This is a genomic window from Streptomyces sp. NPDC020917 (genome assembly GCF_044333795.1).
Taxonomy (GTDB): Bacteria; Actinomycetota; Actinomycetes; order Streptomycetales; family Streptomycetaceae; genus Actinacidiphila.
In genome coordinates, this window is the sequence record NZ_JBIRRR010000003.1 from 316,576 (window position 1) to 339,942 (window position 23,367).

General features: G+C 66.5%; 11 protein-coding genes and 1 pseudogene. 9 read left to right on the forward strand and 3 right to left on the reverse strand.

All coding sequences use genetic code 11. The annotated features are described in order from the left end of the window. The first annotated feature begins 87 nt into the window (after window positions 1-87). The 3 genes and pseudogenes from ACH4TG_RS08630 to ACH4TG_RS08640 all read left to right on the forward strand — a co-directional run. Window positions 88-3,552, forward strand: coding sequence for a discoidin domain-containing protein (locus tag ACH4TG_RS08630; protein ID WP_398241432.1), 3,465 nt, complete (start codon window positions 88-90; stop codon window positions 3,550-3,552). 577 nt (window positions 3,553-4,129) lie between these two features. After that, on the forward strand, window positions 4,130-7,690 hold the full coding sequence (locus ACH4TG_RS08635) for a beta-galactosidase (RefSeq protein WP_398241433.1): 3,561 nt from the start codon (window positions 4,130-4,132) through the stop codon (window positions 7,688-7,690). Between the two features lie 98 nt (window positions 7,691-7,788). Next, window positions 7,789-7,857: pseudogene (locus ACH4TG_RS08640) on the forward strand (hypothetical protein); the annotation flags it as partial. A gap of 349 nt (window positions 7,858-8,206) precedes the next feature. Here the strand turns inward: ACH4TG_RS08640 and ACH4TG_RS08645 are convergent. Then, window positions 8,207-8,413, reverse strand: coding sequence for a hypothetical protein (locus tag ACH4TG_RS08645; protein ID WP_398241698.1), 207 nt, complete (start codon window positions 8,411-8,413; stop codon window positions 8,207-8,209). 655 nt (window positions 8,414-9,068) lie between these two features. Between ACH4TG_RS08645 and ACH4TG_RS08650 the strand changes: the two genes are divergently transcribed. Then, window positions 9,069-12,890: a discoidin domain-containing protein gene (locus tag ACH4TG_RS08650; RefSeq protein WP_398241434.1), complete on the forward strand. Its 3,822-nt coding sequence runs from the start codon at window positions 9,069-9,071 to the stop codon at window positions 12,888-12,890. A gap of 1,080 nt (window positions 12,891-13,970) precedes the next feature. Here the strand turns inward: ACH4TG_RS08650 and ACH4TG_RS08655 are convergent. Then, window positions 13,971-15,122 carry an ROK family protein gene (locus ACH4TG_RS08655; protein ID WP_398241435.1) on the reverse strand — a complete coding sequence of 384 codons (1,152 nt, stop codon included), beginning with the start codon at window positions 15,120-15,122 and terminating at the stop codon, window positions 13,971-13,973. Window positions 15,123-15,272: 150 nt separating this feature from the next. Here ACH4TG_RS08655 and ACH4TG_RS08660 point away from each other — a divergent pair, with 150 nt between their 5' ends. The 5 genes from ACH4TG_RS08660 (at window position 15,273) to ACH4TG_RS08680 (ending at window position 21,950) form a co-directional block, all read left to right on the forward strand. Further along, entirely contained in the window at window positions 15,273-16,505 is a 1,233-nt protein-coding gene (locus ACH4TG_RS08660) for an ABC transporter substrate-binding protein (RefSeq protein WP_398241436.1), read from the forward strand. Between the two features lie 67 nt (window positions 16,506-16,572). After that, the gene (locus tag ACH4TG_RS08665) at window positions 16,573-17,499 is read left to right on the forward strand and encodes a carbohydrate ABC transporter permease (protein ID WP_398241437.1); all 927 of its coding nucleotides are present in this window, start codon (window positions 16,573-16,575) and stop codon (window positions 17,497-17,499) included. Beyond that, window positions 17,492-18,349 carry a carbohydrate ABC transporter permease gene (locus ACH4TG_RS08670; protein WP_398241438.1) on the forward strand — a complete coding sequence of 286 codons (858 nt, stop codon included), beginning with the start codon at window positions 17,492-17,494 and terminating at the stop codon, window positions 18,347-18,349. Before ACH4TG_RS08665 ends, ACH4TG_RS08670 begins: the two co-directional genes overlap by 8 nt. Continuing rightward, window positions 18,306-19,643, forward strand: coding sequence for an alpha-L-fucosidase (locus tag ACH4TG_RS08675; RefSeq protein ID WP_398241685.1), 1,338 nt, complete (start codon window positions 18,306-18,308; stop codon window positions 19,641-19,643). The genes ACH4TG_RS08670 and ACH4TG_RS08675 overlap by 44 nt, the downstream gene beginning before the upstream one ends. Window positions 19,644-19,697: 54 nt before the next feature. Continuing rightward, window positions 19,698-21,950 carry a hypothetical protein gene (locus ACH4TG_RS08680; RefSeq protein WP_398241439.1) on the forward strand — a complete coding sequence of 751 codons (2,253 nt, stop codon included), beginning with the start codon at window positions 19,698-19,700 and terminating at the stop codon, window positions 21,948-21,950. Between the two features lie 248 nt (window positions 21,951-22,198). Here the strand turns inward: ACH4TG_RS08680 and ACH4TG_RS08685 are convergent, their stop codons facing one another. Next, window positions 22,199-23,263 (reverse strand): LacI family DNA-binding transcriptional regulator, encoded by a 1,065-nt coding sequence (locus ACH4TG_RS08685; protein ID WP_398241440.1) that lies wholly within the window; start codon window positions 23,261-23,263, stop codon window positions 22,199-22,201. Window positions 23,264-23,367 lie beyond the last annotated feature (104 nt).

Sequence of the window (23,367 nt, forward strand, 5' to 3'; positions counted from 1 at the left end):
GAGGAATCTGCGGTGACCGAAGAAGTACGTGGCATGAGACGTCGGGGTTTGATCGGAGCGGGACTGGCAGGTGCAGGCCTTGCGCTGGTGCCTGCCGTACGGGCCGGAGCCGAGCCGGCCCGGGCGGAGTCGCAGGGTCCCGACGAATACGCCGTTGGCGGGCGCCGAGTGCTCAACTTCAACACCAACTGGGCGTTCTGGCGTGACGACGTTCCAGGGGCCCAGCAGTCTGAATTCGACGACTCCGCGTGGGCCGCGGTCTCAGTGCCGCACACGATGCGGCTGGAGGCCAAACGGCCCTCGGTGTATGACGTGTTCGCGGGAATCGGCTGGTACCGGCGGTACTTCCAGGTCGATCCGCAGGACAAGGGGCGGCGGCTGACCGTGGTGTTCGACGGTGTCCAGACCGACTGCGTCGTCTATCTGAACGGGGAGAAGCTCGCCGAACACAACGGTGGCTACATGGGCTTCGTCGTGGACATCACCGACAAGGTCCGCCTTGACGGCGACAACGTCCTCGCTGTCCGCGTGTCGAACCTCGACGACCCACTCACCCCTCCCGGCAAGCCGCGGAACCAGCTGGGATTCCTCACTTACGGCGGTATCTACCGCAACGTCGCGCTCCGGGTGACGGACCCGGTCCACATCTCCGACCCGCTGCAAACGGACCTGGTCGCCGGGGGCGGCGTGTTCGTCTCCTATCCGCAGGCGACTGCGACCAGGGCAACGGCCCAGGTCAAGACGCACGTGGTGAACGAGAATGCGGCCGACGCCCAGATCAGAGTGACCACGGTCCTGTACAACGCGCTGGGCACAGCGGTCGCGCACGGCACTGACACCGCGTCGATCCCGGGCGATGGCGGCCACACGTTCACACAGACGCTCAGCGTGAAGCGGCCGAAGCTGTGGCATCCCGACTCCCCCAACCTCTACAAGCTGGTCAGCCACGTCTTCATCGGCAACCGCCTGGTCGACACGGTGACCACACCAACCGGAATACGGCGGATCGAGTACAAGCCGGACGGGTTCTACCTCAACGGCGAGCGGATCTACATCCGCGGCGCCAACTGCCACCAGAACTACGCCCACGTGGGCGATGCCGCGCCGGCGTCGATGCAGTACCGCGAGGCGCTGCGGCTGAAGCTCGGCGGGTTCAACGCCGTACGGGCGGCGCACTACCCGCATGACCCGGCCTTCCTCGACGCCTGCGACGAACTGGGCCTCCTCGTCGCGGCCTGCGAGCCCGGCTGGCAGAACTTCAACGGCGACCAGACCTTCGTCAGCCGCACCTACCGTGACATCGCCACGATGATCCGGCGGGACCGCAACCGGCCTTCGGTGATCTTGTGGGAGACCTCGCTGAACGAAACCCAGTACCCGCAGTGGTGGGCGAAGGAGGCCGACACTGTCGCTCATGCGGAGATGCCGGGCGACCAGATGTTCACCTCGGCGGACTACGGCATCTGGGGCAGTGAGTTCGACGTCAACTACAAGGTCGTCAACACCGACGGCTCGGATCCCGCGCCGTCCAAGCCGTTCCTCACCCGCGAGTGGGGCGACTGGCAGGACCCGTGCCGGAAGGACCGGGACGACGGCGAGAACGCGATGATCAGCCAGGTCGTCACCCGTCAGCGCTACCTCAGCGGCCCTGGCTACTGGGACTGGGGCGGGCTGGACGCCAACAAGCGGATCGGAGGCTACTTCCTGTGGGTCTTCGAGGACTACGCCACCAACAACACCTACCAGAAGTCCGGCGCGGTCGACATCGACCGGTACCCCAAGTACTGCTACCACTGGCTCAAGTCCATGCAGCCGTCCACCAATGCGAACCACGGCGGCCCGATGGTCTATATCGCCAGCTCCTACGCGGCTTCCTCCAGCCTGCAGGTGATGGTCTTCAGCAACACCGACAGCGTCCGGCTGTACCAGAACGACAGCCTCATCGGGGAAATGACCCGAGAGCAGAACGCCACGACCGCGCCGGCGGTGGCAGCAAAGGGCGGCAGCCCCTACTACATGTTCACCCTGCCATCATTCGCCGCCGGTGAGCTCAGAGCCGAGGGCTACCTGGGTGGCACTCTCGCCGCGACCCACAGGGTCAAGACTCCGGGCGAGGCCCACCATCTGGAGATCGTCGCCGACGACGCGGGCGTACAGGCCGTGCTGACCGACCTGCTGGCCTCCGCACTGGGCGACAACTCGGCACAAGGGAACGAGGCTGCGGCGAAGCTGCTGGACCAGATGGAGTCCGGCGGGGTGGAATCGCTCATCGAGCGGGCCGGCGAGGCGGACGGTCACGCGCTGTCCCCCGAGAAGGCCGAGGTGCTGCGCAGGTATGCCCGGCTGCTCAAGCGAATCCAACCCGTCGCCGACGGTTCGGACCTGATCCCGGTGTTCATCAAGGTCGTCGATGCCGAGGGCACGGTGGTCGCCGGCTCCTCCGCTTCCCTCACCCTGGAGGTGACTGGAGCCGGCACCCTGGTGGGCGACAACATCCCGCGGATCAGGGTGCAGACCCAGAAGGTCCAGGCCGGCATCGGCTACGCCCTGATCGCCACCAGGACCTCCAGCGGACCCGTCACCCTCACCGCGACCGCAGCCGGACTGCAGAGCGGCGAGTACACCGTGCAGACCGCGCGGTACAGCCGTTCTCACGTCACCGACGGAACCCACCCCGAATGGAAGAACATCTCCACCCTGGAGGACCAGGGCGCCCAGAACCTCGCCCAGTTCAAGACGGCGACCGCCTCCTCCTCACAGACGGGCAACTGGCCGGAGAACGCGGTGGACCTCTCGACGGACACCAAGTGGGTCTCGAACGGCTCCGCCACCCCGGCCTGGTGGCAGGTCGATCTCGGCACGTCAGCCGACATCGAGCAGTTCCAGATCGTCTGGGAAAGCGCCGATAACGTCTACAAGTACCAGATCCTGACCTCCGACGACGGCAGCACATGGACAACGACCGTCAACGCGGAAGACAACACCGCCAAGGTCGGCACCTCCAGCCACGTGGTGAAGACCGCCGCGCGTTACATACGCGTCAACATCCTCTCCGCCGGCAACTTGTGGCCCTCCATCCGTGAGTTCCGTGCGATACCGCCGGGCGCCAGCGCCCCGCCGGTCGATCCCGGCCCGAAGATCGCCCGCGAGCAGATCAAGACTGTCACTGCGTCCAGTAACGCCGTCGGCTTCGAACCCGACAAGGCCTTTGACGGGGACATCACCTTCGGAACCGGGTGGAGCGCCGCCTCCCCGTCACTACCCCAGACACTGACCGTGGAGCTGACCACCGCCCACAATCTCAACGGTGTGCTCATCAACTGGGGGAAGGACAGCAGTTGGTACACCTACGACCTGCAGACCTCCACTGACGGGACCACCTGGAACACGGTGTTCGCCGGCTTGACCCGAAGCGGCCAGTACACCCTTCCCGAGGTCTTCACCGCGAAGGACGTAAGCCAGATCCGTGTGGTCGTCACCCAGGTCAGCGGCGGAGGCGCTCAGACCATCGTCGGCATCGCCGAAGTGACCCTCTACGGAACACCGGCATAAGGGCCCTGCCCTGACCTGTCTCCCGTGACGCCGGGCCCGATGCCGTCCTCGCACCGGGCCCGGCGAAGAGCGCCGGGACGGTACCGTCACTGGGCCTGGCCCGTAGTCGGTGGTGACGCCGAGCAGTCGTCCGCTATCACGATCTTGTGATGACTCTCAACTCCCTTGTGGAGACCGTGTTTCCCGAGTCCCGTCGGCCTGCGACAGCACCAAGCGCAGCCAGCAGTGGAACTACACGGTGATCGTCCCGTAGCCGGTCCCGGAGCCAAATACCACCTCCAAGGCTCGCCCGGCCAGCCCGTGACTTCGCCGTTCGGGGGGCCTTGCGCCCGTCCCCGGGCGTGATGCACCGACGGACTCTGAACGCTCCTGGTTCTGCCGCGCCGCGACGGAATCGGGAGTGCTCAGTGCAGTGATCCAACTAAGGGAGTTTCCCATGAGATTGACAGGCGCGAGACGCCGGTTCCTGTACGGGTGTCTGGCATCGTGTACCGCCGCTGCCCTGCTCGGCGGAGTGGGGCTGGCCGGAAATGCGACGGCGGCGTCAAGTCCGCCGGCGGCGCAGACTGGGCAGACCGTGGACCAGGCGGGCACGGCGCATTCGGTGACGTTCGACGGCTACTCGTACATGATCGACGGCAAGCGCGTGTACCTGTGGTCCGGTGAGTTCCACTACTTCCGGCTGCCCAGTCAGGACCTGTGGCTGGACACCTTGCAGAAGATGAAGGCAGCCGGGTTCAACGCGGTGCAGGTGTACTTCGACTGGGGCTACCACTCGCCCGCGCCCGGGGTCTACGACTTCACCGGCGTACGGGACGTGGACAAGCTGCTGGACATGGCGAACCAGCTCGGCATCTACGTGATCGCCCGCCCCGGCCCCTACATCAACGCCGAGGTGGACGGCGGGGGATTCCCCGCCTGGCTGCACAACAAGGTCACGTCCACCCGTAACACCGACCCGACGTGGCTGAAGTACTCCGACGAGTGGCAGACGCAGATCGACCGCATCCTCTCCCGCCACCAGCTCACCAACGGCACCGGCACGGTGATCCAGTACCAGGTCGAGAACGAGTTCTACGACGGCAGCGCGGGCGCCCGGGCGTACATGAAGCACCTGGAGGACAAGGCCAGGGCGGACGGCATCAGCGTGCCGCTGGTCGGCAACAACAACGGGACGTTCAACTCCGGCAACGGCGCCTTGGACGTGGACGGGGTGGATTCCTACCCCGGGGGATTCACCGGCGGCCTCCCGAACATCAGCTACGACCACCCGGCCGGAAGGCCCGTTACCACCATGGAGTTCCAGGGCGGTTGGTTCGACAACTGGGGCGGCCCCGGCTACGACGCGTACGCGAAGCAGTACAACGACCAGTTCGCGGACGTGTACTACAAGCAGAACATCGCGGTCGGCGCGACCATGCAGAACTTTTACATGACCTACGGCGGCACCAACTGGGGCTGGCTGAGCATGATGAGCCACTACACGTCCTACGACTACGGCGCCGCGATCCGTGAGACGCGCCAGCTCACCCCGAAGTACGACCAGGAAAAGCTGATCGGCTACTTCACCCAGGCTGTCGCGCCGCTCACCAAGACCGACGCCATGCCCGCGGTCCCGACCGACAACACCAAGATCGTGGACACCGCACGGGTCAATCCCGACACCGGTACGCAGTTCCACGTGCTGCGGCACGCGGACTCGAAGTCGACCAGCACCGACAGCGCCCACCTGAAGATCAGCCTCGGGGGGCAGACCTACACCGTTCCGCAGCAGGCGGGCACGTCCCTGACACTGAGCGGCCGCGAGTCCTCGATCATCGTCGCGAACTACGACCTGGGCAGCAAGAACCTGCTGCGCTACTCCACCTCGCAGATCATGACGAACGCCACGATCGGCGGGAGGGATGTCGCGGTCCTCTACGGCGACCATGGCTCCGACGGCGAGACTGTTCTGCACTACGACACCGAGCCCACCGTCACCTCCACCGGCGGAGACGTCACCTCCGCCTGGGATCCGGCCACCGGCGACCTTCGGCTGAACTACCAGCACACCGGCCTGACCCGCGTGCAGATCAACGGCGGAGGCCACCCGCTCCTGCTACTGCTCGCCGACACCGCCACGGCCAAGACCTTCTGGCGACAGGACACCGCGGCAGGACCGGTCCTGGTCCGCGGCACCCACCTGCTGCGCGGCGCCTCGTCCCAGGACACGACCCTGGCACTCAACGGCGACACCGGCAGCGACGGCTCGGTCGAGGTCTGGTCCACGGCGAACTCCCTGACCTGGAACGGCAGGCAGGTGAACACCAGCCAGACGGATGACGGCGCTCTGACCGGCACACTGCCCACCGCCGCCCCGGTCACCCTGCCCGCGCTCACCGGCTGGAAGCACATCCAGGAGTCCCCGGAGTCGCAGCCCGGCTTCAACGACTCGTCGTGGCAGGTGGCCGACAAGACCACGTCGAAGATCACCACTCCCACCACCCTTCCGGTGCTGTCCGCCGACGACTACGGCTTCCACACCGGCTCCACCTGGTACCGCGGCCGCTTCACGGGCAGCAGCACGACATCCGGCATCACCTTGAACACCAGGAGCGGCGCCGGCGCAGCGGCGTCCTCGGTGTGGCTCAACGGCACGTTCCTCGGCAGCTCCACCACCGACGGGCAGAAGACCTACACCTTCCCGGCAGACGTCCTGAAGACCGACGGCGAGAACGTGATCTCTGTCCTCACCGTCAACATGGGACATGACGAGAACTGGGGCCGGTCCGACAGCAGCACCGTCCGCGGCCTGATAAGCGCCGCCCTGGTGGGCAGCCCTCTGAGCACCGTCACCTGGCGGCTGCAGGGCGTGCGCGGTGGTGAGACCCCCGTCGACACCGTGCGCGGCCCGCTGGCCACCGGCGGCCTCTACGGCGAGCGCGCCGGCTACATGCTGCCCGGCTACCCCACCGACACCTGGACCCCGACCACCCTGCCCGCCACCGACACCACCCCCGGCGTCTCCTGGTACACCACCGACACCGCCCTCGACCTGCCCAAGGGCCAGGACACCTCCCTCGGCCTGACCATCACCGACGACCCCGCCCGCAAGTACCGCGCCGAGATCTACGTCAACGGCTGGGACATGGGCAACTACGTCAACTACCTCGGCCCCCAGCACAGCTTCCCCGTCCCCAACGGCATCCTCAACCCCAACGGGAACAACAGGATCGCTATCGCCGTATGGAACCTCGACGGCTCCACCGGTGGGCTCGGCACGGTGGAACTCACCAACTACGGCAGCTACGCCTCCTCGCTGAAGGTCGCCCAGAACAACAGCCCCCGCTACAACAAGACGCAGTACGCCATGCCCGCCGCACCGGGCGCGACACTCGCCCTCCAGGTCCCCGGATCGGTTCAGGGCGGCGGGACCTTCACCGCCACCACGACGTTCCAGGTGCCCGAAGACGCCCCCGCAGCCTTCCAGGTGACAGCGAAACTCGCCGCACCCGACGGCTGGACCGTCACCCCGAAGCCCGTGCCCGACACCGCCCAGAAGGTCACCCCCGGCAGCTCCGTCACCTACAGTTGGGACGTCACCGCCCCCGCCACTCCCGGCAAGGTGAACCCGCTCACCACCACCGTGCAGTTCGATCAGCGCAACCAGACGCAGACCCTCACCGACGAACGGATCACCGGGTCGCACGCCGGCCCGCCGCCAGCCGGCACAAGCCAGGTCAGCGACCTGCCTTTCCTGTCCGAAAGCAATGGCTGGGGACCGGTCGAACGGGACCAGAGCGTCGGCGGACAAGCGGCCGGCGACGGCACCCCGCTCAAGCTCGGCGGTGTCGTCTACGCCAAGGGACTCGGCACCAACTCGCCCAGCGACGTGCAGATCTACCTCGGTGGTCAGTGCAGCCGGTTCACGGCCACGGTCGGGATCGACAACGGCGACCCGGGCTCGTCCACCTTCTCCGTCATCGTCGACGGGAAAGTCCTTACCACCACGGCCGTGCTCACCGGGCAGTCGGCGCCCGTCACGATCGACGTTCCCGTCACCGGCGGCCAGGTCCTGGACCTGAACGTGGGTGACGGCGGCAACGGCAACGGCAACGACCACGGCGACTGGGTCAACCCCGTCCTCACCTGCAGCTAGACGACATCCGTGAACGCGGCGGGCGGCGACGGCCGAGACGTCGCCTGCCGCGGCTCACACCTCATGCCGAGTGGGCTTTGATCGAGCCGCTGTTGCCGGTGGCGGCCACCGGGCCGTTGCCGCGGCGGGTGCGGGACCAGTTCAACGGGGTGTTGTGGCGGTTTCGCACCGGTAGTGGCTGGCGTGAACTGCCGGAGCGGTACGAGCCGTGGTCCACGATGTACGGCCTCAGGCCGTGGCCGCTCTTCCCCAGGTGTGGAGTCCCCCACGGCACTCCCCCGCCTGTGATCGTCCGCAGCCCCTCCTTGGGAGCTGCCCGGTGGACGCCCGGTCCCACTCCCAGGCCCGACAGCCGGAACCGGGAGCAACGGAGGGTGGTCGGCGAGCCCGGAGAGCCGTCCAGCCGGCGGATGCGGTTCCGCCGTGGCGTTCACGGAGCAGCCGCAGGCCGAGCACGAGCGTCACGCAGGACAGGAGCGAGACGACGGTGGTCGCGGCGCCGATCTGCTCGATGGCTCAGGCCGAAGCCATCGAGTAGCCGAAGACCCCCAGAGCTCCCAGGACGGCCACGGCACGTGGAGGGCATCGCACCGCCTCCGATGCGAGGCGCCTGCTGGTTCGGGTGGCAGCGGCGACCAACGACAACCCGACGAAGCTGATGGCCGCGCGGCCGGCCTCGACGGCGAACGGGTCGGCGTAGGTGACCAGGTCCGCGGACAGCAAGCACGCCATCGTCAGGAGACCCGCCAGCGCTCCGGCGTCAGCAGACTGGGCCCCCAGGCCAGTTCGGGACGCTATGCCGTCTGTGGCACGCGCGGCGGCGTCGGCCACAGTCGGCACGCTCCGCATCAAGTTCTCCGCTTTCAGGCTCGATGTATCTGATCTATATTGGACCTTGAGGGGTCAGTTCTGCGCAAGTTCTTGACTCACTTTGCTGTGGAACTTCATACTACTCTGAGCCAAGAGCGCCGATTTGGCCGGTCTGAAGCATTTCGGCACGGGAGGTTTGCTCCACAAGACTCGGAACTATGTGGGACCGCAAAGTCGATTGAGTCGATCAACTGGCGTCTCGTTTCAGCACGGCAACGAGGCGCCGCCGCCCCCCTTCCCGGGGATACCGGCGTCGACGCGGGCAACAGTTCCTCGCACCAGGCGTAGTCGGCGGCTGCCGGACGACAACCACTGGCGCTGCCACCGACGTTCCGAGCGAGCGGCTTTGGCTGTCCACATCACTTCGCAAGGTGGGAGCCGCTCCGGACGGATCGAGCACCTGCCCCTCCCGTGATACCGGAGCACGGAATAGTCCTGACGAAGAGAGGATCACTCGACGGTGAGCAAAAGTTACAGACCTATCGCAGGTCTCCTAGGAGTGATGATCGTGGCATCACTCCTGTTTGGTGCATCCGCAACGAAGCAGGCTTTCGCTCAGCAGGCCGCAGGGAACGCTCCGTTCATCAACTCGTGGCTGCTGTCGGGACCGTTCACCTCGCCAGTGGTCGACCAGCAATACGGATGCGAAGTCGACAACTCGCAGCCCGGCTGGTCGGCCGCCGCCGACAGTGCCGAAAGCGCGTCGGAGAACGGTGCCGCGGCCAACGCGGTCGACGGCGACCCGTCGACCTTGTGGCACACCGCGTACAGCGGCGGTGTCGCACCCATGCCACACTGGCTCGACATCTCACTGACCAGCCCACACGTGATCGACAAGCTGACCTACCTGCCACGGCAGGACGGCAACACCAACGGGATCATCGCGAACTACCAGGTGTCGGTCAGTAACGACGGCGTCTCGTGGGGCACACCGATCGCCACTGGCACGTTCAGCGCCGGGGCCGGTTTGAAGACGGTCACCTTCCCGCCGGTCACTGCGACGCACGTGCGGCTCTGGGCCCTGAGTTCGCAGAACGGGCAAGGCTACGCATCGGCCGCCGAGGTGAGCCTGTACGGCTCCGACGGAATGCCTTCCGGCACGTACCAGCCGATCGAGGGGAAGACGAAGATCACCCCGAAGATCGGCGAATCGTTGAGCTCCGGCAACGAAAGCGCAAAGTGGCAGTACTTCGACGACCGCCTCTACAACCGGAACTACGACGACTACCAGGATCTTTACGGATACTACGGCGTCAAGAAGGGTGTCGATACGCGGAACAAGTACGTGTACGCGCACACGTACGTCTACAGCCCGGTCGATCAGCAGGCATATTTCGACGTCGGGGCGAGCGGTTCGTACCGGCTGTACGCGAACGACACTTGTCTGACGAGCCCAAGCACTCCGAAGGAGGTGCAAAAGGATCTGACGAAGCAAGCTGTCCAACTGCACGCCGGCTGGAACAAGCTGATGATTCAGATCAAGCACACCTACACGGAGGACGTGAATTCAAACGGTGTGCCGATTGCCAAGGACCAGAACGTAGCCTATCTCGGGTTCTACGGACGGGTGGCGGATCAGAACGGCAACAAGATCGATGGTCTGGTCAATTCTGTGACAGGGCCGTCCGGAAGTCTGCAGATCGTGTCGCAAGGACTCTCGACCGACGACGCGATCCACTCTCCGCTTCCGAAGAACAACATGCCGATCGGCTACAAGGAGTGGCCGTACGTCTGGAACAAGTCGACGGCCAACAACAAGTACGGCCTCGCTGCTTCGGATTTCCAGTTCATGGCTGCCGGTGGCGCGCCCGGCTATACATGGAAGATCGTCGAAGGAAAGTTGCCTGACGGCCTGGAGCTGAACCCTGACGGCACCATCGCGGACGGAATGGTCGACGGGAAAGTCGATCTGAACAGCACCAAGGGCATCATCAGCGCCACCGCCAAACCAGGCGACTATCACTTCACCGTTCAGGTGACCGACAGTGATGGGAACACTGGTTCCAAAAACTTCACCATCACAGTGAAGGAACGTCCGAACAAGTGGTTCGAGGAGGGCAGGGTCAGCGCGCTGACCCATTCCACCGCAACGTACAACTACTTCGTCGATCCGAACTACTCCGTTGATCAGTGGGCGGAGAGGGCGAAGCGCGAAGGACACTCGATGGTGTCGATCGAAGCGCTGCAGCAGAACTACTTCTGGCCGTCGAAGTTCGCAGACCCGAAGAACATCAGGGCGGAGTATCTACCTAAAGACGCCGACGGTAAAGTGGTAGACGGATTGAAGCCCTACGAAGAGGCGGTAAAACGCTACGGGATGAAATTCGGCCTGTATTACGCAACCGAAGGCGGCGGCCTTCAGCATTACTCCACCGATGTGTTCGTGCAGAATGTGGAGGATCTCATTCGACGTTACGCTCCGGACTATTTCTACTTCGACGGTCCACAGGCAATGCCCAACGCCAACTTCGACGCGATGTACAGTGTGGTTCGCGACTACAGCGATGAGATCGTCGTGGACTCGAACGCCGGGGGCACGGAGTACGGCGATCCGGATTTGAGAACCGCAGAGGCGTCGGGAATCTACGCCAACGGGGCGCACAACCATCTTCTGAAGCGGACGCCCATGGAACCGTGGAAGATGATCCACACCAAGGACATGCTCTCGCCGTACTACGGTAAGCGCGACGACTTCAGGCAGGTCACCAAAGAGATGGTGATGAACGCCGGCCGGGGCTATGTCGACAACAACGACCAGTCGGTTATCGACAGTCGGGGTCCGAACTGGGACTCCCCCCAAGACATCGCCACCAGGTACCCGAAGGCCGTCCAGGAGTTCATCGACGTAAGAGAGAACCTCGCCCGCTGGTTCGCGCCAGAGAACGGGCCGGACAGGCACGAGGCCACGACGGGCACGACGCCGTACTTCCTGGCGGGCTACGGCTACACCGACGATGGTCGAGGAAACTACGAGAATTTTGCTTTCCCCAACAGCACGACTGGTCCGCAATGGGGATATGCGACCTCCAGGGACAACGACATCTATCTCCACATCATGAAGGGGCCGGACGGCAAGAAGGGCTTCGACGCGATCACCGGCAAGTCCTTGACCATCAGCCCCGTCAAGGATCGAGTGACGTCGGTGAGGTGGTTGAACAGTGACCTCCCGGTCACGTCGTTCAGCCAGCAGGGCGACAGCCTGACCATCAACCTGGCCGACGTACAGGAAGACCCGATCGACACGATCATCAAGATCGTGACCGACAATCCTGAGCGCGAGTACAAGCTGACCAACGTCGACGTGACCGGCGAGCAGCTGGCACCGAAGGTACTGAGGGTCAACGCCGAGGGCTACATGACGTATCCCGCTCTGAAGGCCAAGCTTTCGCACGTGACCTACAGCAGCGCGAATCCCGAGGTGGCGAGAGTCGTCCCCAGCGGAATCGTTCACCCCGTGTCGGACGGCACGACGAGCATCACCGTACAAGGCACTTACGAAGGCGTGACCAAGCAGGGCACGTTGAAGGTGACGGTCAAGGACGGACTCGTCTACGCCAGCGACATGATCACTGCATCGCTGTCAGTGCAGGGGAAAGAGACATACGGTGAGTTCGGCCTGAACGATGGGCTCAATTACCAGATAGAGGGCAGGTCGAACGAGGGCGGTCCCGTCGGCTTGGACGCGGCTCAGATCAAGTGGCATGGCGGAATCGTCGATCTGGCCGGCGGTACCAAGTACAAGCCGGTCGCCATCACCGAAGTCGACACGTTCGCGTTCAAGGGGAACAAGATCTTCACCCCGCAGGTCGAGGCACCCACGCGAGGAGTCGTCTGGGCAGACGTGACACTGGACGGCAAGACGTTCACGACGAACAGGGTCTTCATGGACCTGCTGCCGTACCGGAACCTCGCGAAGGGCGCCGACATCACGGCCACTCAGGGACAGGACTCGGTACCGAACCTCACCGACGGCAGGCTCATCGATGCGGAACACTTCGATCAGTCGAAGTGGTCGGTGCCGGGCAGCGATCAGGCTTCGATTCAGTTCAAGCTTCCCACGGTGTCCGATATCTCGAACATCGACATCAACTTCAACACCCTGGATCAGAAGTACATCAACACGCCCAAGACCATCAAGATCCAGACGAGTGTCGACGGCGTGACCTGGAACGATGCCAGCACCGTCAACGGCCCAACGGGCACCGCCTATTTCGGGTTCTCCAACCAGTACCCCCTCAGCGCACACGCCCAGTACGTGAGGTTGGTCTTCGACAGCGACTCGAACGGGGCAACGACCGACCTGCTCGAAGTCGCCATCAACGGAAGGTAGCTGACACGGTGACCGGTCAGCGTCGTGGTCTTCATCGGTGACGACGCTGCCCGGTTGCCAACGAAGTACAGGCGCAGAAGGCTGCGCGGATACGACCCGTCGCCCAACGGCGCGTCGTCGTATCCGCGCACCGGGCCAGGCACCCGGTGGCCTGGTGCGCGGAGGTACGCGCGCTTGTGGCGACGGTGCTTCCAGGGCTCTCAGCGCTGGTCATCGATGATGTGGCGGACGAGGGCGATGTGATCCGGGTCGCCGCTCGGACCGCCGATCTTCCCTGTCCCTGCCCGCTGTGCGGGGTCCCGACCGGCAAGGTACCGGCGCCAAACCTCTGCACCACCACAACGGTCGCGCCGAAGGCGTCAACACCCGCACAACCGTCTCGGAAGCGCGATCCCTCAGGCCCGGCCGCGGGCCTGCTGGGCGCGCCGCGTTACTGATGGAATCCCACGCTGTTCCGCTTCCGTTGACGATCGCTGCGGCCTCGCTGGTAAAGGCGGGAAGCGTGGCGCCGCCGTTGACTCGCATACCGACGGGCGCGGACAGACCGTGGAGGCGGACCACATGGCGGCGCGCGGTGGGCGCGTCGGAGTAGGTTCCCCGAGGGCGGCGGATGACGACTTTCCTCGCCTTGTCGACGTAGGTCAGTTCGGTGGTGCTCCGGTTGCCCCTCTGGTGACTCCGTCATCCTCGACGAGGGAGAACGCACCGTCGGCGCCGCAGTAGACGTCCATTTCCAGCTGCCGCTTGTTCGTGTACTTCGTGCTCTGCGCGTAGGGGTACCTGGGCAGGATCGCACCGGCCTTGACGAACAGAGGTACCTCTCCGGTGCGGGTGGCCGTGTACTGAACGTCGTCCCAAGCGCTCCCTCAAGGACACGGCCGCCGGCCGCGCAAGGACATGGTGGCCCGACGGGAACGCGAGGTCCGCCGCGGCGGTCGGCGTGATGCGCCCCGTGGCGGCCGCCCCGAGCCCTGTCCAGGAACACGGACGGATGCGACGAGACGCCGCCACGGGCGGCACCAGGCGGTGGTTTTCCCCGCTGCGCGAGCGCGCGGCCCTCGCGCGGCGGGTCCACCGGCCCTAACGGCGGGCGCCGATGGCAGCCGCGAGCACCAGGCTCGCCGCACCTCGGGCGTGTGCGCTGTCGTCCCACGGCCGGACCGTCACCTCCAACTCGGCCAGCGGCAGAACCACGCAGGCGTCGATGGCCTCGGTGAACCCGGCGGCGAGGTAGGGCCACAGGATGTTGCTCTCACCGATGACCGTCATCGCTCGCACGGCCAGGACGTTGACCACTCCGGCGACGGCGCGGCCGAGGATCGCACCGCTGGCGTGGAGCAGGGTTCGGACGCCCGAATTGCCGGCTTCGGCCAGAGCGTGCAGCTCGGCAACGGTGGGGGGACTGGTGGCAAGGCCCTGGGCGACGGCCTGGGCGGCGAGCGCGTGGTCGGCGACATACGCCTCGACGCAGCCTCGTTTGCCGCATGGGCAGGCGGGTCCGTCGAGGTCGAGGGTGACGTGGCCGAACTCGCTGGCCAGGCCGTCCGGGCCTCGGTGCACCCGTCGGTCGAGGACGATGCCCATACCGACGCCGTCGCCGATGGCCAGCGTCAGGAAGTCGTCGTGGTCACGGCCGATGCCGTAGAGCAGCTCGGCGGTGGTGCTGGCCCGGGTGTCGTTGTCCACGAGCACGGGCACGGGAAGCCGGGCGGAGAGCATCGGGCCGAGCGGCAGGTTGGTCCAGCCGAGGCGGGGGGAGAGCCGCGCGGTGCCGGTCCACGGGTCGATGATGCCGGGTAGCGCGATCCCGATCCCCCGGATGCGGTCGCCGACGGCGGGCTCGCCGAGGACGTCCGTGCATGCGGTGACGATCTGCTCCACGGGGTCGTCGTTGGGGTCGAACGGCAGGTACAACCGGCGCACCTCGCTGCCGTCGAGCCGCAGCACCACCCCGACCACGTGGGTGGGGTGGATCCGCAGCCCCAGGGTGTAGGCGGCGTCGGGTACGACCGCGAGCGGAACCCGCGGCCGGCCGCGTCCCACGACCTGCGCCGGGAGTTCCCGCACGTAGCCCAGGGCGAGCAGGCGACGGGTGTGTTCGCTGACGGTGGCGGCGCCGAGCCCGAGTTGGGCGGCGATCTCGGAGCGGTTGAGGGGTCCGTGACCGAGGAGGACGAGGATCTCGCTGCCGAGCAGGTCCTGTCGGTTCGAACGCCTGGACGGGTTGTTCAATCCATTCCCCCTCGTGGTTGACCCCACAGCAGTTCCCCCCTACTTTGTCCGCACCAGATTAAATTCGCCTCCGAATTTAATCAAGTCGCGCCCCGTGTCGGGGCGCTCGGCCTCAGGTCGGACATGAACACCCAGGATGAGGAGAAGCCAGTGGCTCGACGACGTGCGTGGACCAGACTGGCGGTCGCCTGCGCAGCGGTGATCGGCAGCACGGTGGTGAGCGCCTGCGGCTCAGGCTCGGGCACCTCGGCCGACAGGAGCGGCCAGATCTTCACCTGGGCCGCGGGCAGCCAGGCGCAGTGGGACGCGTTCGTGAAGGCCGCGCAGCCGCAGGTCCCCCACACCAAGATCACCTATCAGGGGCCGAGCTTCAGCGACTACTGGACCAAGGTCAAGACCCAGTACAGCGGTGGCGGCGGTCCCTGCCTGGTCACCACTCAGTCGGCTCGCACCCAGGAGCTCCAGCCGCTGCTGACCCCCCTGGACGATCTGCTCAAGAGCAAGAACGTCGACGTGTCGCGCTACGACGCCTCCATGATCAAGGGCATGACGATCGATGGGAAGCTCTACGCGCTGCCGTACGACTCCGAGCCGTTCGTCGTGTACTACAACAAGGACCTGTTCGCCAAGTACCATCTCCCGGCGCCCGGGCCGAACTTCACCACCGCCGAGTTCGCGGCCGACGCCAAGGCGCTCACCAAGGACGGCAACTTCGGCTTCGCGCCGTCGTCCGGGTTCGACTACTTCACCTCCTTCGCCGTCGGAAACGGCGCCACCTGGCGCGACGACGCCGGCAACCTCAAGCTCGACAACAACCCCCAGCTCGCGCAGGTGCTCCAGCAGTACTTCGACCTGGGCGCCGCCAGCCATGCCACCTCCGAGGTCGTCACCGGGGACAAGACGACCGTGGAGGACCGCTTCAGCACCGGCAAGATCGGGATGATCGTCGACGGCACCTGGCAGTACAGCTCGATCGCCGCCTACAAGAACGTCCACTTCGGGATAGCCCCGGCACCGAGCGCCACCGGCAACGGACCGACCATGACCGAGGGCTCCGGGTGGGGCATCTCCAAGGGATGCAAGGACAAGAGCAAGGCCCTGGACGTTCTGCTGGCCCTGACCAGTGCGAAGACCGAGCAGACGGTCGCTGCCCAACTGGGCATCATGCCGGCGCAGAAGTCCGCCCAGTCGGCCTGGGCGACCGGCAAGCAGCCGGCGGACGTCACGATGATCCAGAACGTGCTCCGCAGCACCGAGCCGCAGCGCACCACACCGAACTGGAACATCGTGCAGACCCTGTTCGGCCAGTACTCCCCGCTCGGCTTCACCGGGCGGCAGAGCGCCGCGCAGGTTCTCCAGCACGTCTCCGCAGCGGCGCAGTAGCAGGTCCACGCGCGAGCCGTAGGGTGCGCCGCCGCGCTATCGCCCCACCGGAAAGAAGAGAGGTTCTATGGCAGTCATCGAGAAGGTGGCCAGGTCCGCCGGCTCGCGGCCGCAACGGACAAGCCGCCGCAGCCGCGACGGCCGGATAGCCCTGATCTACCTCGCACCGGGGGTGCTCGGCCTGCTCGTCTTCGTGGTCCTGCCGCTGGTCGGGGCGTTCGTGGTCAGCTTCTACGACTGGGGCCTGACGACCGGGGTGCACTTCACGGGCCTGGCGAACTACCGGAAGCTGTTCACCAAGGACGTGAACTTCCCGGTGGTGCTGCGCAACACCCTGATATTCGTGGTGATCTACACGCCACTGAACCTGCTCTGCGCCCTGGGCATGGCGACCTGGCTCAACACCCGCGTGTACGCCAAGGGCCTGTTCCGGGTGCTGTTCTTCCTGCCGGTGATCACCCCCAGCGTCGCCAATGCGCTGGTGTGGCGGTTCATGCTGCAGCAGGACGGCCTGGTCAACCAGGTCATCAGAGTCTTCGGCGGGCACGGGTCCGACTGGTTGCAGGGCCCCACCACGGCGATGGTCTGGGTGATCGTGCTGTCGATCTGGCAGAGCTTCGGCTACAACCTCATCGTGCTGGGCGCCGGCCTCGACGCGATCGAGGACAACCTGTACGAGGCCGCGCGCATCGACGGCGCGGGTCCGCTGCGGCGGTTCTTCTCCGTGACGCTGCCGATGCTGAGCCCGGCCCTGTTCTTCACCTCGACGATGACACTCATCAGTGCCTTCCAGGTGTTCACCCAACCGCAGCTGCTCACCGGCGGAGGGCCGGGAGAGAGCACCAACACCCTGGTGCTGTACCTGTACCAGAACGGCTTCTCCTTCGACCGGCTCGGATACGCCTCCGCCATCGGCTGGGTGCTCTTCGCGATGATCATGATCGTGACCGGGGTGCAGTTCGCCGGCCAGCGCAGGTGGGTGCACTATGTCTGAGCTGCTCCCCTCCTCGGCCAGACACCGCAGGGCCACCGCCCGCAAGGCGCTCAACACCGCCGCGCTGGCCGTCGTCGCGCTGATCTTCACCGCCCCGTTCATCTGGACCGTGCTCACCGCACTCAAGCCGGAGGACGAGATCTTCAACGGCCGGCTGCGGCTGTTCGGCTCCCGCATCATGTGGTCGAACTTCTCCGATGCCTGGCAGAGCATCCCGTTCGGACGATTCGTCGTGAACAGCGTGCTCGTGGCCGGCCTCGGCACGCTGGTGAACGTGATCGTCTCCGTGCTGTCCGCGTACGCCTTCTCACGGTTCCGGTTCCGTTCCCGCGACAGGCTCTTCCTGCTCTTCCTGGCAACGATGCTGCTGCCCAGCGAGGCGCTGGTGGTTCCGCTGTTCATCCTGGTCCAGAAGCTCGGATTGGTGAACAGCTATGCCGCCCTGGTGCTCCCCGCGGCCTTCGCACCGTTCGGCGCGTTCCTGTTGCGGCAGTTCATGCTCAGCATGCCCTCCGAACTCGAGGACGCGGCCCGTATCGACGGCGCCGGACGGCTGCGGGTGCTGGTGTCCGTCATCCTTCCGCTGATCCGGCCCACGGTCGCGGTGCTGGCGGTGTTCACCTTCGTCTCGTACTGGGGCTCGTACCTGTGGCCACTGATCATCGTCAATGACCAGGGCAAGGCCACGGTCCCCCTGGGGCTGTCCATGTTCACCAGCCAGTACGGCACCCAGTGGTCACTGCTGATGGCCGGGTGCGTCATTTCGATCGTCCCGAGCCTGGTGATGCTCGTGCTTCTGCAACGCCATCTCATCAAGGGAATCGCGTCCTCCGGTTTCGGCGGACGCTGAGAGTCAGGAAAGGACACAACCGGTGGCACTACAGCCATGGTTCCAGGAAGCGAAGCTCGGAATCTTCGTCCACTGGGGCATCTACTCCGTGGAAGGAGTGAGCGAGTCCTGGTCGTTCTTCCTCGGTGACATTCCCTACGACCGGTACATGGCGCAGACCTCCGGGTTCACCGCCTCGCGGTACGACCCCGAAAGCTGGGCGGAGCTGTTCGCCTCCGCGGGCGCGCGCTATGCCGTGCTGACCGCCCGGCACCACGACGGGGTCGCCTTGTTCGACACGGCGGCGAGCGACCTGTCGGTGGTCAAGCAGACGCCGGCCGGACGCGACCTCGTCGGGCCCTACGTCGACGCGATGCGGGCGCAGGGGCTGCGGGCAGGGCTCTACTTCTCGCTCTCCGACTGGTCCCACCCGGACTACCCCACCGTGCTGCCGCAGGTGCTGGCGCACCAGCAGTACGCGAACAACCGGTTCGCCTACCCGGCACCGGGTGATCAGAACCCCGAGGCGTGGCAGCGCTACCTCGCGTTCAACCGGGCCCAGCTCAACGAGGTGTGCACCCACTACGGCCCACTGGACCTGCTCTGGTTCGACGGCGAGTGGGAACGCGACACGGAGCAGTGGCAGGCCGCAGCCGTCCGCGCCGAACTGGACCGGCTGCAGCCGACGGCGGTCCTCAACGGGCGACTGCGCGGCCACGGCGACTACTCCACCCCCGAGCAGGGCCTGCCGATGGACGCCCCAGACGGGCCGTGGGAGCTGTGCCTCACCCTCAACGACTCCTGGGGCTGGCAGCCCCAGGACGACAACCACAAGTCGGTGCGGCAACTCGTCCGGGTGTTCGCCCAGGTCATCGGCAAGGGCGGCAACCTCCTCCTCGGTGTCGGGCCACGCGAGGACGGCACCGTCAGCCCCGAGCAGGCCGAGCGGCTGCGCGGCCTCGGCGAGTGGATCCGCCGCCACGAGGAGGCGATCTACCCGACCGGGCGGGGCCTGCCCGAGGGCCACTTCTACGGCGCGTCCACCCTCTCCCCCGACCGCCGCACGCTCTACCTCTTCGCCTTCGACCGGCCGGTGGACACGATCGAACTGCGCGGAGTGCGCGGTACCCCGCAGCGGGTCTCGGTCGTCGGCTCCCACCGGGAACTGACCTTCCGCGCCACACCGAGCCTGGACGAGGTCCCGGGGCTGCTCTACATCGATGTCCCCGAGGACTGCCTGGACCCGCAGACCACCGTGTTCCGGCTCGACTACGACGAGCCGATCGGCATCTACCGGGGAGCCGGACGGGAGTGACCCGGCCCGGTCCCCGTTGTGACAGCACCCATCCGTTCGGTGAAAGGAACTGACATGTCCGACAGGAAGTCGCCAGAACCGCGGTTGCCCTTCACCATGCACCGGCGCGGTTTCCTCACGGCTGCGGGGGCGACACTGATGGCGACCGCGGCGGGCACCTGGGGCGGCCGGACGGCCGCCGCCGCGGAGCCGCAACCGCGCGGCGCCGCGCCCGCCGGCGCCGCCCCGAGCTTCCCCCCCACCCAGACGGAACTGCAGCCGGGCAGCCCCGCCGGCGTGCAGGCGCTCCTGGCCTACGACGCCGACGCCGACCCCAACGCGCCCTACATGCGCAGCCACGTGCAGCGGGCCCGCAGAATCGACCTCCCGGCATCGACTCAGGCCAACCCACGGCTGAGCCCGCGGCCCCAAGTCCTCGTCCTCAACCCCTTCTACGACCAGCTCCAGGAGGACATGCACGCCATCCAGGACACCCGCTACGGCTTCGACCGGTACCCGTACATCACCAGGTTCGCCCAGTACCAGGACTACGTGTGCGGCTGGAACGGCGCGCAGAACGTCCCCAACACGGCGTACGTCGACGCCGCCCACCGCAACGGCGCGCTGGCTCTGGGGATCGTCTTCCAGCCCTACTTCTCGCCGGCACCGGGCGCGGACACGGACTTCATCGCCAAGGACTCCAAGGGCAACTACCTGGTCGGCGACAAACTCGTCGACCTCGCCGCCTACTTCGGATACGACGGGTACTTCCTCAACATCGAGGGCATGACGATCACCCGCGGCCAGGCCGATGACCTCGCCGCGATGTTCGAGTCGATGCACGCCCGCGCGCACGCGAAGGGCATGCCCGACTTCTACCTGCAGGTCTACGACGCGCTGTGGACGGACGGTTCGGGCGAGTACGAGAACCGGTTCGACGAGCACAACGCGGGCTGGATCGTCCCCGGGCGCGAGGTCGACAGCATGTTCATCAACTACGCCTGGCCGCAGAACTTCCCGCAGCAGGGCTGGACCCATCCCGAGGAGGACTACGTCGCGCCGTCGGTGGCCCTCGCCGAGCAGCGCGGCCTGGACCCCTTCCAGACGCTGTTCTTCGGCCTGGACATCGGGGAGGAGAACGACGGGGTTCATGCCAACGCCGTCGACTACTACGCCGAGCAGGTCATCCCGCTCAACGGAGAACGGCCACCGGTGGCGAGCCTGGCCTTGTTCGTCCAGACGGACCGGACCATCCAGCGTACGCGGGCCGAACTCGGCTCGCAGGCGTCCGACCTGGCGGCGCTGCAGGAGGCGGTCCACATCGCGGACCGCAGGTTCTGGTCGGGCAAAGCGGAGAATCCGGCCGTCCCCGCCACCCCGGTCCATCCCACCGTCGAGCAGGTGCTGAGCCCGGACTGGGTTCCGCAGTACGGCATCGCCAACTTCATCACGGAGCGGTCGGTCGTCGGGACGCTGCCGTTCACCACCCGCTTCAACACCGGCCAAGGCGACCGGTTCTTCCTGCGCGGGGCCCAGGCCGGAAAGCGTGTCTGGTACAGCCTGAGCATCCAGGACGTGCTGCCGACCTGGCAGTGGTGGACCCGCGACCTGGACGGGAAGACCGGCGCGGAGGGACTGCTCCACGTCGACTACGACCAGTCGGTGGCCTACGACGGGGGCAGCTCGCTCCGCCTCAGCGGTCCGCTGAGCCAAGGCGGCGGTACCGAGGTCCGGTTGTTCAAGACCGCCATCGACGCGGACCGGCCGGTGGTGGTGTCCCTGCTCGTCCGCGACGGGTCACCCGGCTCCACCGGCCTGCTGCGCGTCGGTGTCAGCTACGCCGACGCCCCGGACCGCACGGTGTGGCTGACGGCCAGGGGCCGGCGAGCGGACGAAGGCGGGTGGCGGCGGCTCGAGTTCGAAGCCGCTCCTCGCCATGGCGGGCTGATCACCGCGGTCTCCGTGGGCGTGGTGGCACCCTCCGATTCCGGTGCGCCGCTGGGCGATTGCAGCGTCTACGTCGGCGAGCTGCGGATCGCGGCGCCCGGAGCGGCGCAGCGGCCGTCGGTGCCCACCGGTCTCCGGGTCGACGCGAGCGCCCCCAGCGCCGGTGGCAGCGGGTTGACCGTGGGGCTGCGCTGGCGGTCGGCTTCCGAGGGAGTCTGGTACTACGACCTGCGGACCGTCGGTGCGTCGCCGCAGTGGCTGGGCCGGATCTCCGGTGACGCGTATGTCCTCGACGCCATAGTCCCGGGCACCCGCGTCGCCCTCGTGGCGGTCGCCCCTGACGGGACCGAGAGTGAACCGGCCGTGGTGACGGTCCGGTAGCCGCCTGCACACCCCGTCACTCCGAGCATGCCGGCCCGGGGCGACGCTCACAGCGGCGGCAGGAGCGCCCGCGTCCCGAGCGACGCGGGCGCTCCTCGCGCCGATGACAGCACTCGCCAGCGGCCGTCCAGGCAGCCTTAACGGCGCGGGTACCGACCGTGTTGTCCCGTGCCGGGTGCGCTCGAGGAGTTGCTCGTGTTTGGCCCTGATCGCTCCGGCATCGAGTCCGCGTGCGCATTCCTCGGCGATCACCTCTTCCAAGGCTCTGCGCAGCCGGCGTTCACGACCCTGCGGCTCGTGCTTCCCCGCTCGACCAACCGGGTCTCGAGCTCGATGCGTGCTGACTGGAGGGGTTCGCCGGCTCGGAGGCGCAGGAGCGTGTCGGTGGCCAGCTGGGCCATCTCGCGTACCGGTTGGCGGACAGTGGTGAGCGCCGGACTGAGCCAGCGGGCTTCTGGAAGGTCGTCGAAGCCGGTGACACTCAGATCGTGGGGAATGCGAAGCCCACGTTCGGCGGCCGCGTCGAAGACGCCCAGCGCCATGTGGTCCGAACATGCGAAGACGGCCGTCGGGGGCTGGGGGAGGTCCAACAGCGCCGCCGCCGTCTGGGCTGCTCCCTCTCTGGTCCAGTTCCCGTGACGTACCAGGTCGGCGTTGTCCGGCAGGCAGTGTGCGACGAGAGCTGATCGGAATCCGTCGATGCGCGCCTGGCTGTACCGGTGGTGCGGGACGCCCCCGATGAGGGCTATTCGGGTGTGTCCCAACGCTATGAGGTGCTCTGCGGCCTGTCGGCCCCCGGTCCAGTTCGTCGCGCCGACCGTCGGGGTGTCGTTGGACAGCTGCTGGTGCGGGTCGAGGGCTACACGCTGGATGTCGGCTTCGTTCAGTCGGCGATGTTGTGCGGGGGTCGGAGTGACCAGGGCGAGTATCGCGTCCTTGCTTCCCCGCTGAATCAGGCGCTGCACCCAGTCCCGATCGTCGGATTCATTCTCTCGCGCGACCACGACGACGACGTCATGCCCCGTGCGCGACAACGCGTCCTGGACTCCGGTGAGCACGACGTTCGCCCAGGTGCCCTCGACACCGGGCACCACCAGGTCGACCAGACCGCTCGAAGCGGGTGCGGCTCCCGGGTCCGCCACGGTGTAACCGGCTTCCCGGAGGTGAGCGGTGATGGACTCGCGGACCGGCGGTGAGACGTCGCTCCGTCCGTTCAGCACTTTCGACACGACGGTGACTGATACCCCGGCGGCGCGGGCGATCTGGGTCAGGGTCGGCGATCCCGGCGGTCTGCGCCACGCCCGTTGGGTCATGCGCCGAGCATGACCCAACGAGCAGAAGTTGCGCAAGTATTGCCTCTGGTTCTCCGTCCCCACCGCTTATATGGTCATCTTGGCTGGCTTTTTGAGGCGAAAAG

Excerpts from the sequence above, each read along its gene's own strand:
- ACH4TG_RS08665 (WP_398241437.1), top strand. The coding sequence starts at position 16,573 with ATGGCAGTCATCGAGAAGGTGGCCAGGTCCGCCGGCTCGCGGCCGCAA.
- ACH4TG_RS08670 (WP_398241438.1), top strand. The coding sequence starts at position 17,492 with ATGTCTGAGCTGCTCCCCTCCTCGGCCAGACACCGCAGGGCCACCGCC.
- ACH4TG_RS08680 (WP_398241439.1), top strand. The coding sequence starts at position 19,698 with ATGTCCGACAGGAAGTCGCCAGAACCGCGGTTGCCCTTCACCATGCAC.
- ACH4TG_RS08685 (WP_398241440.1), bottom strand. The coding sequence starts at position 23,263 with ATGACCCAACGGGCGTGGCGCAGACCGCCGGGATCGCCGACCCTGACC.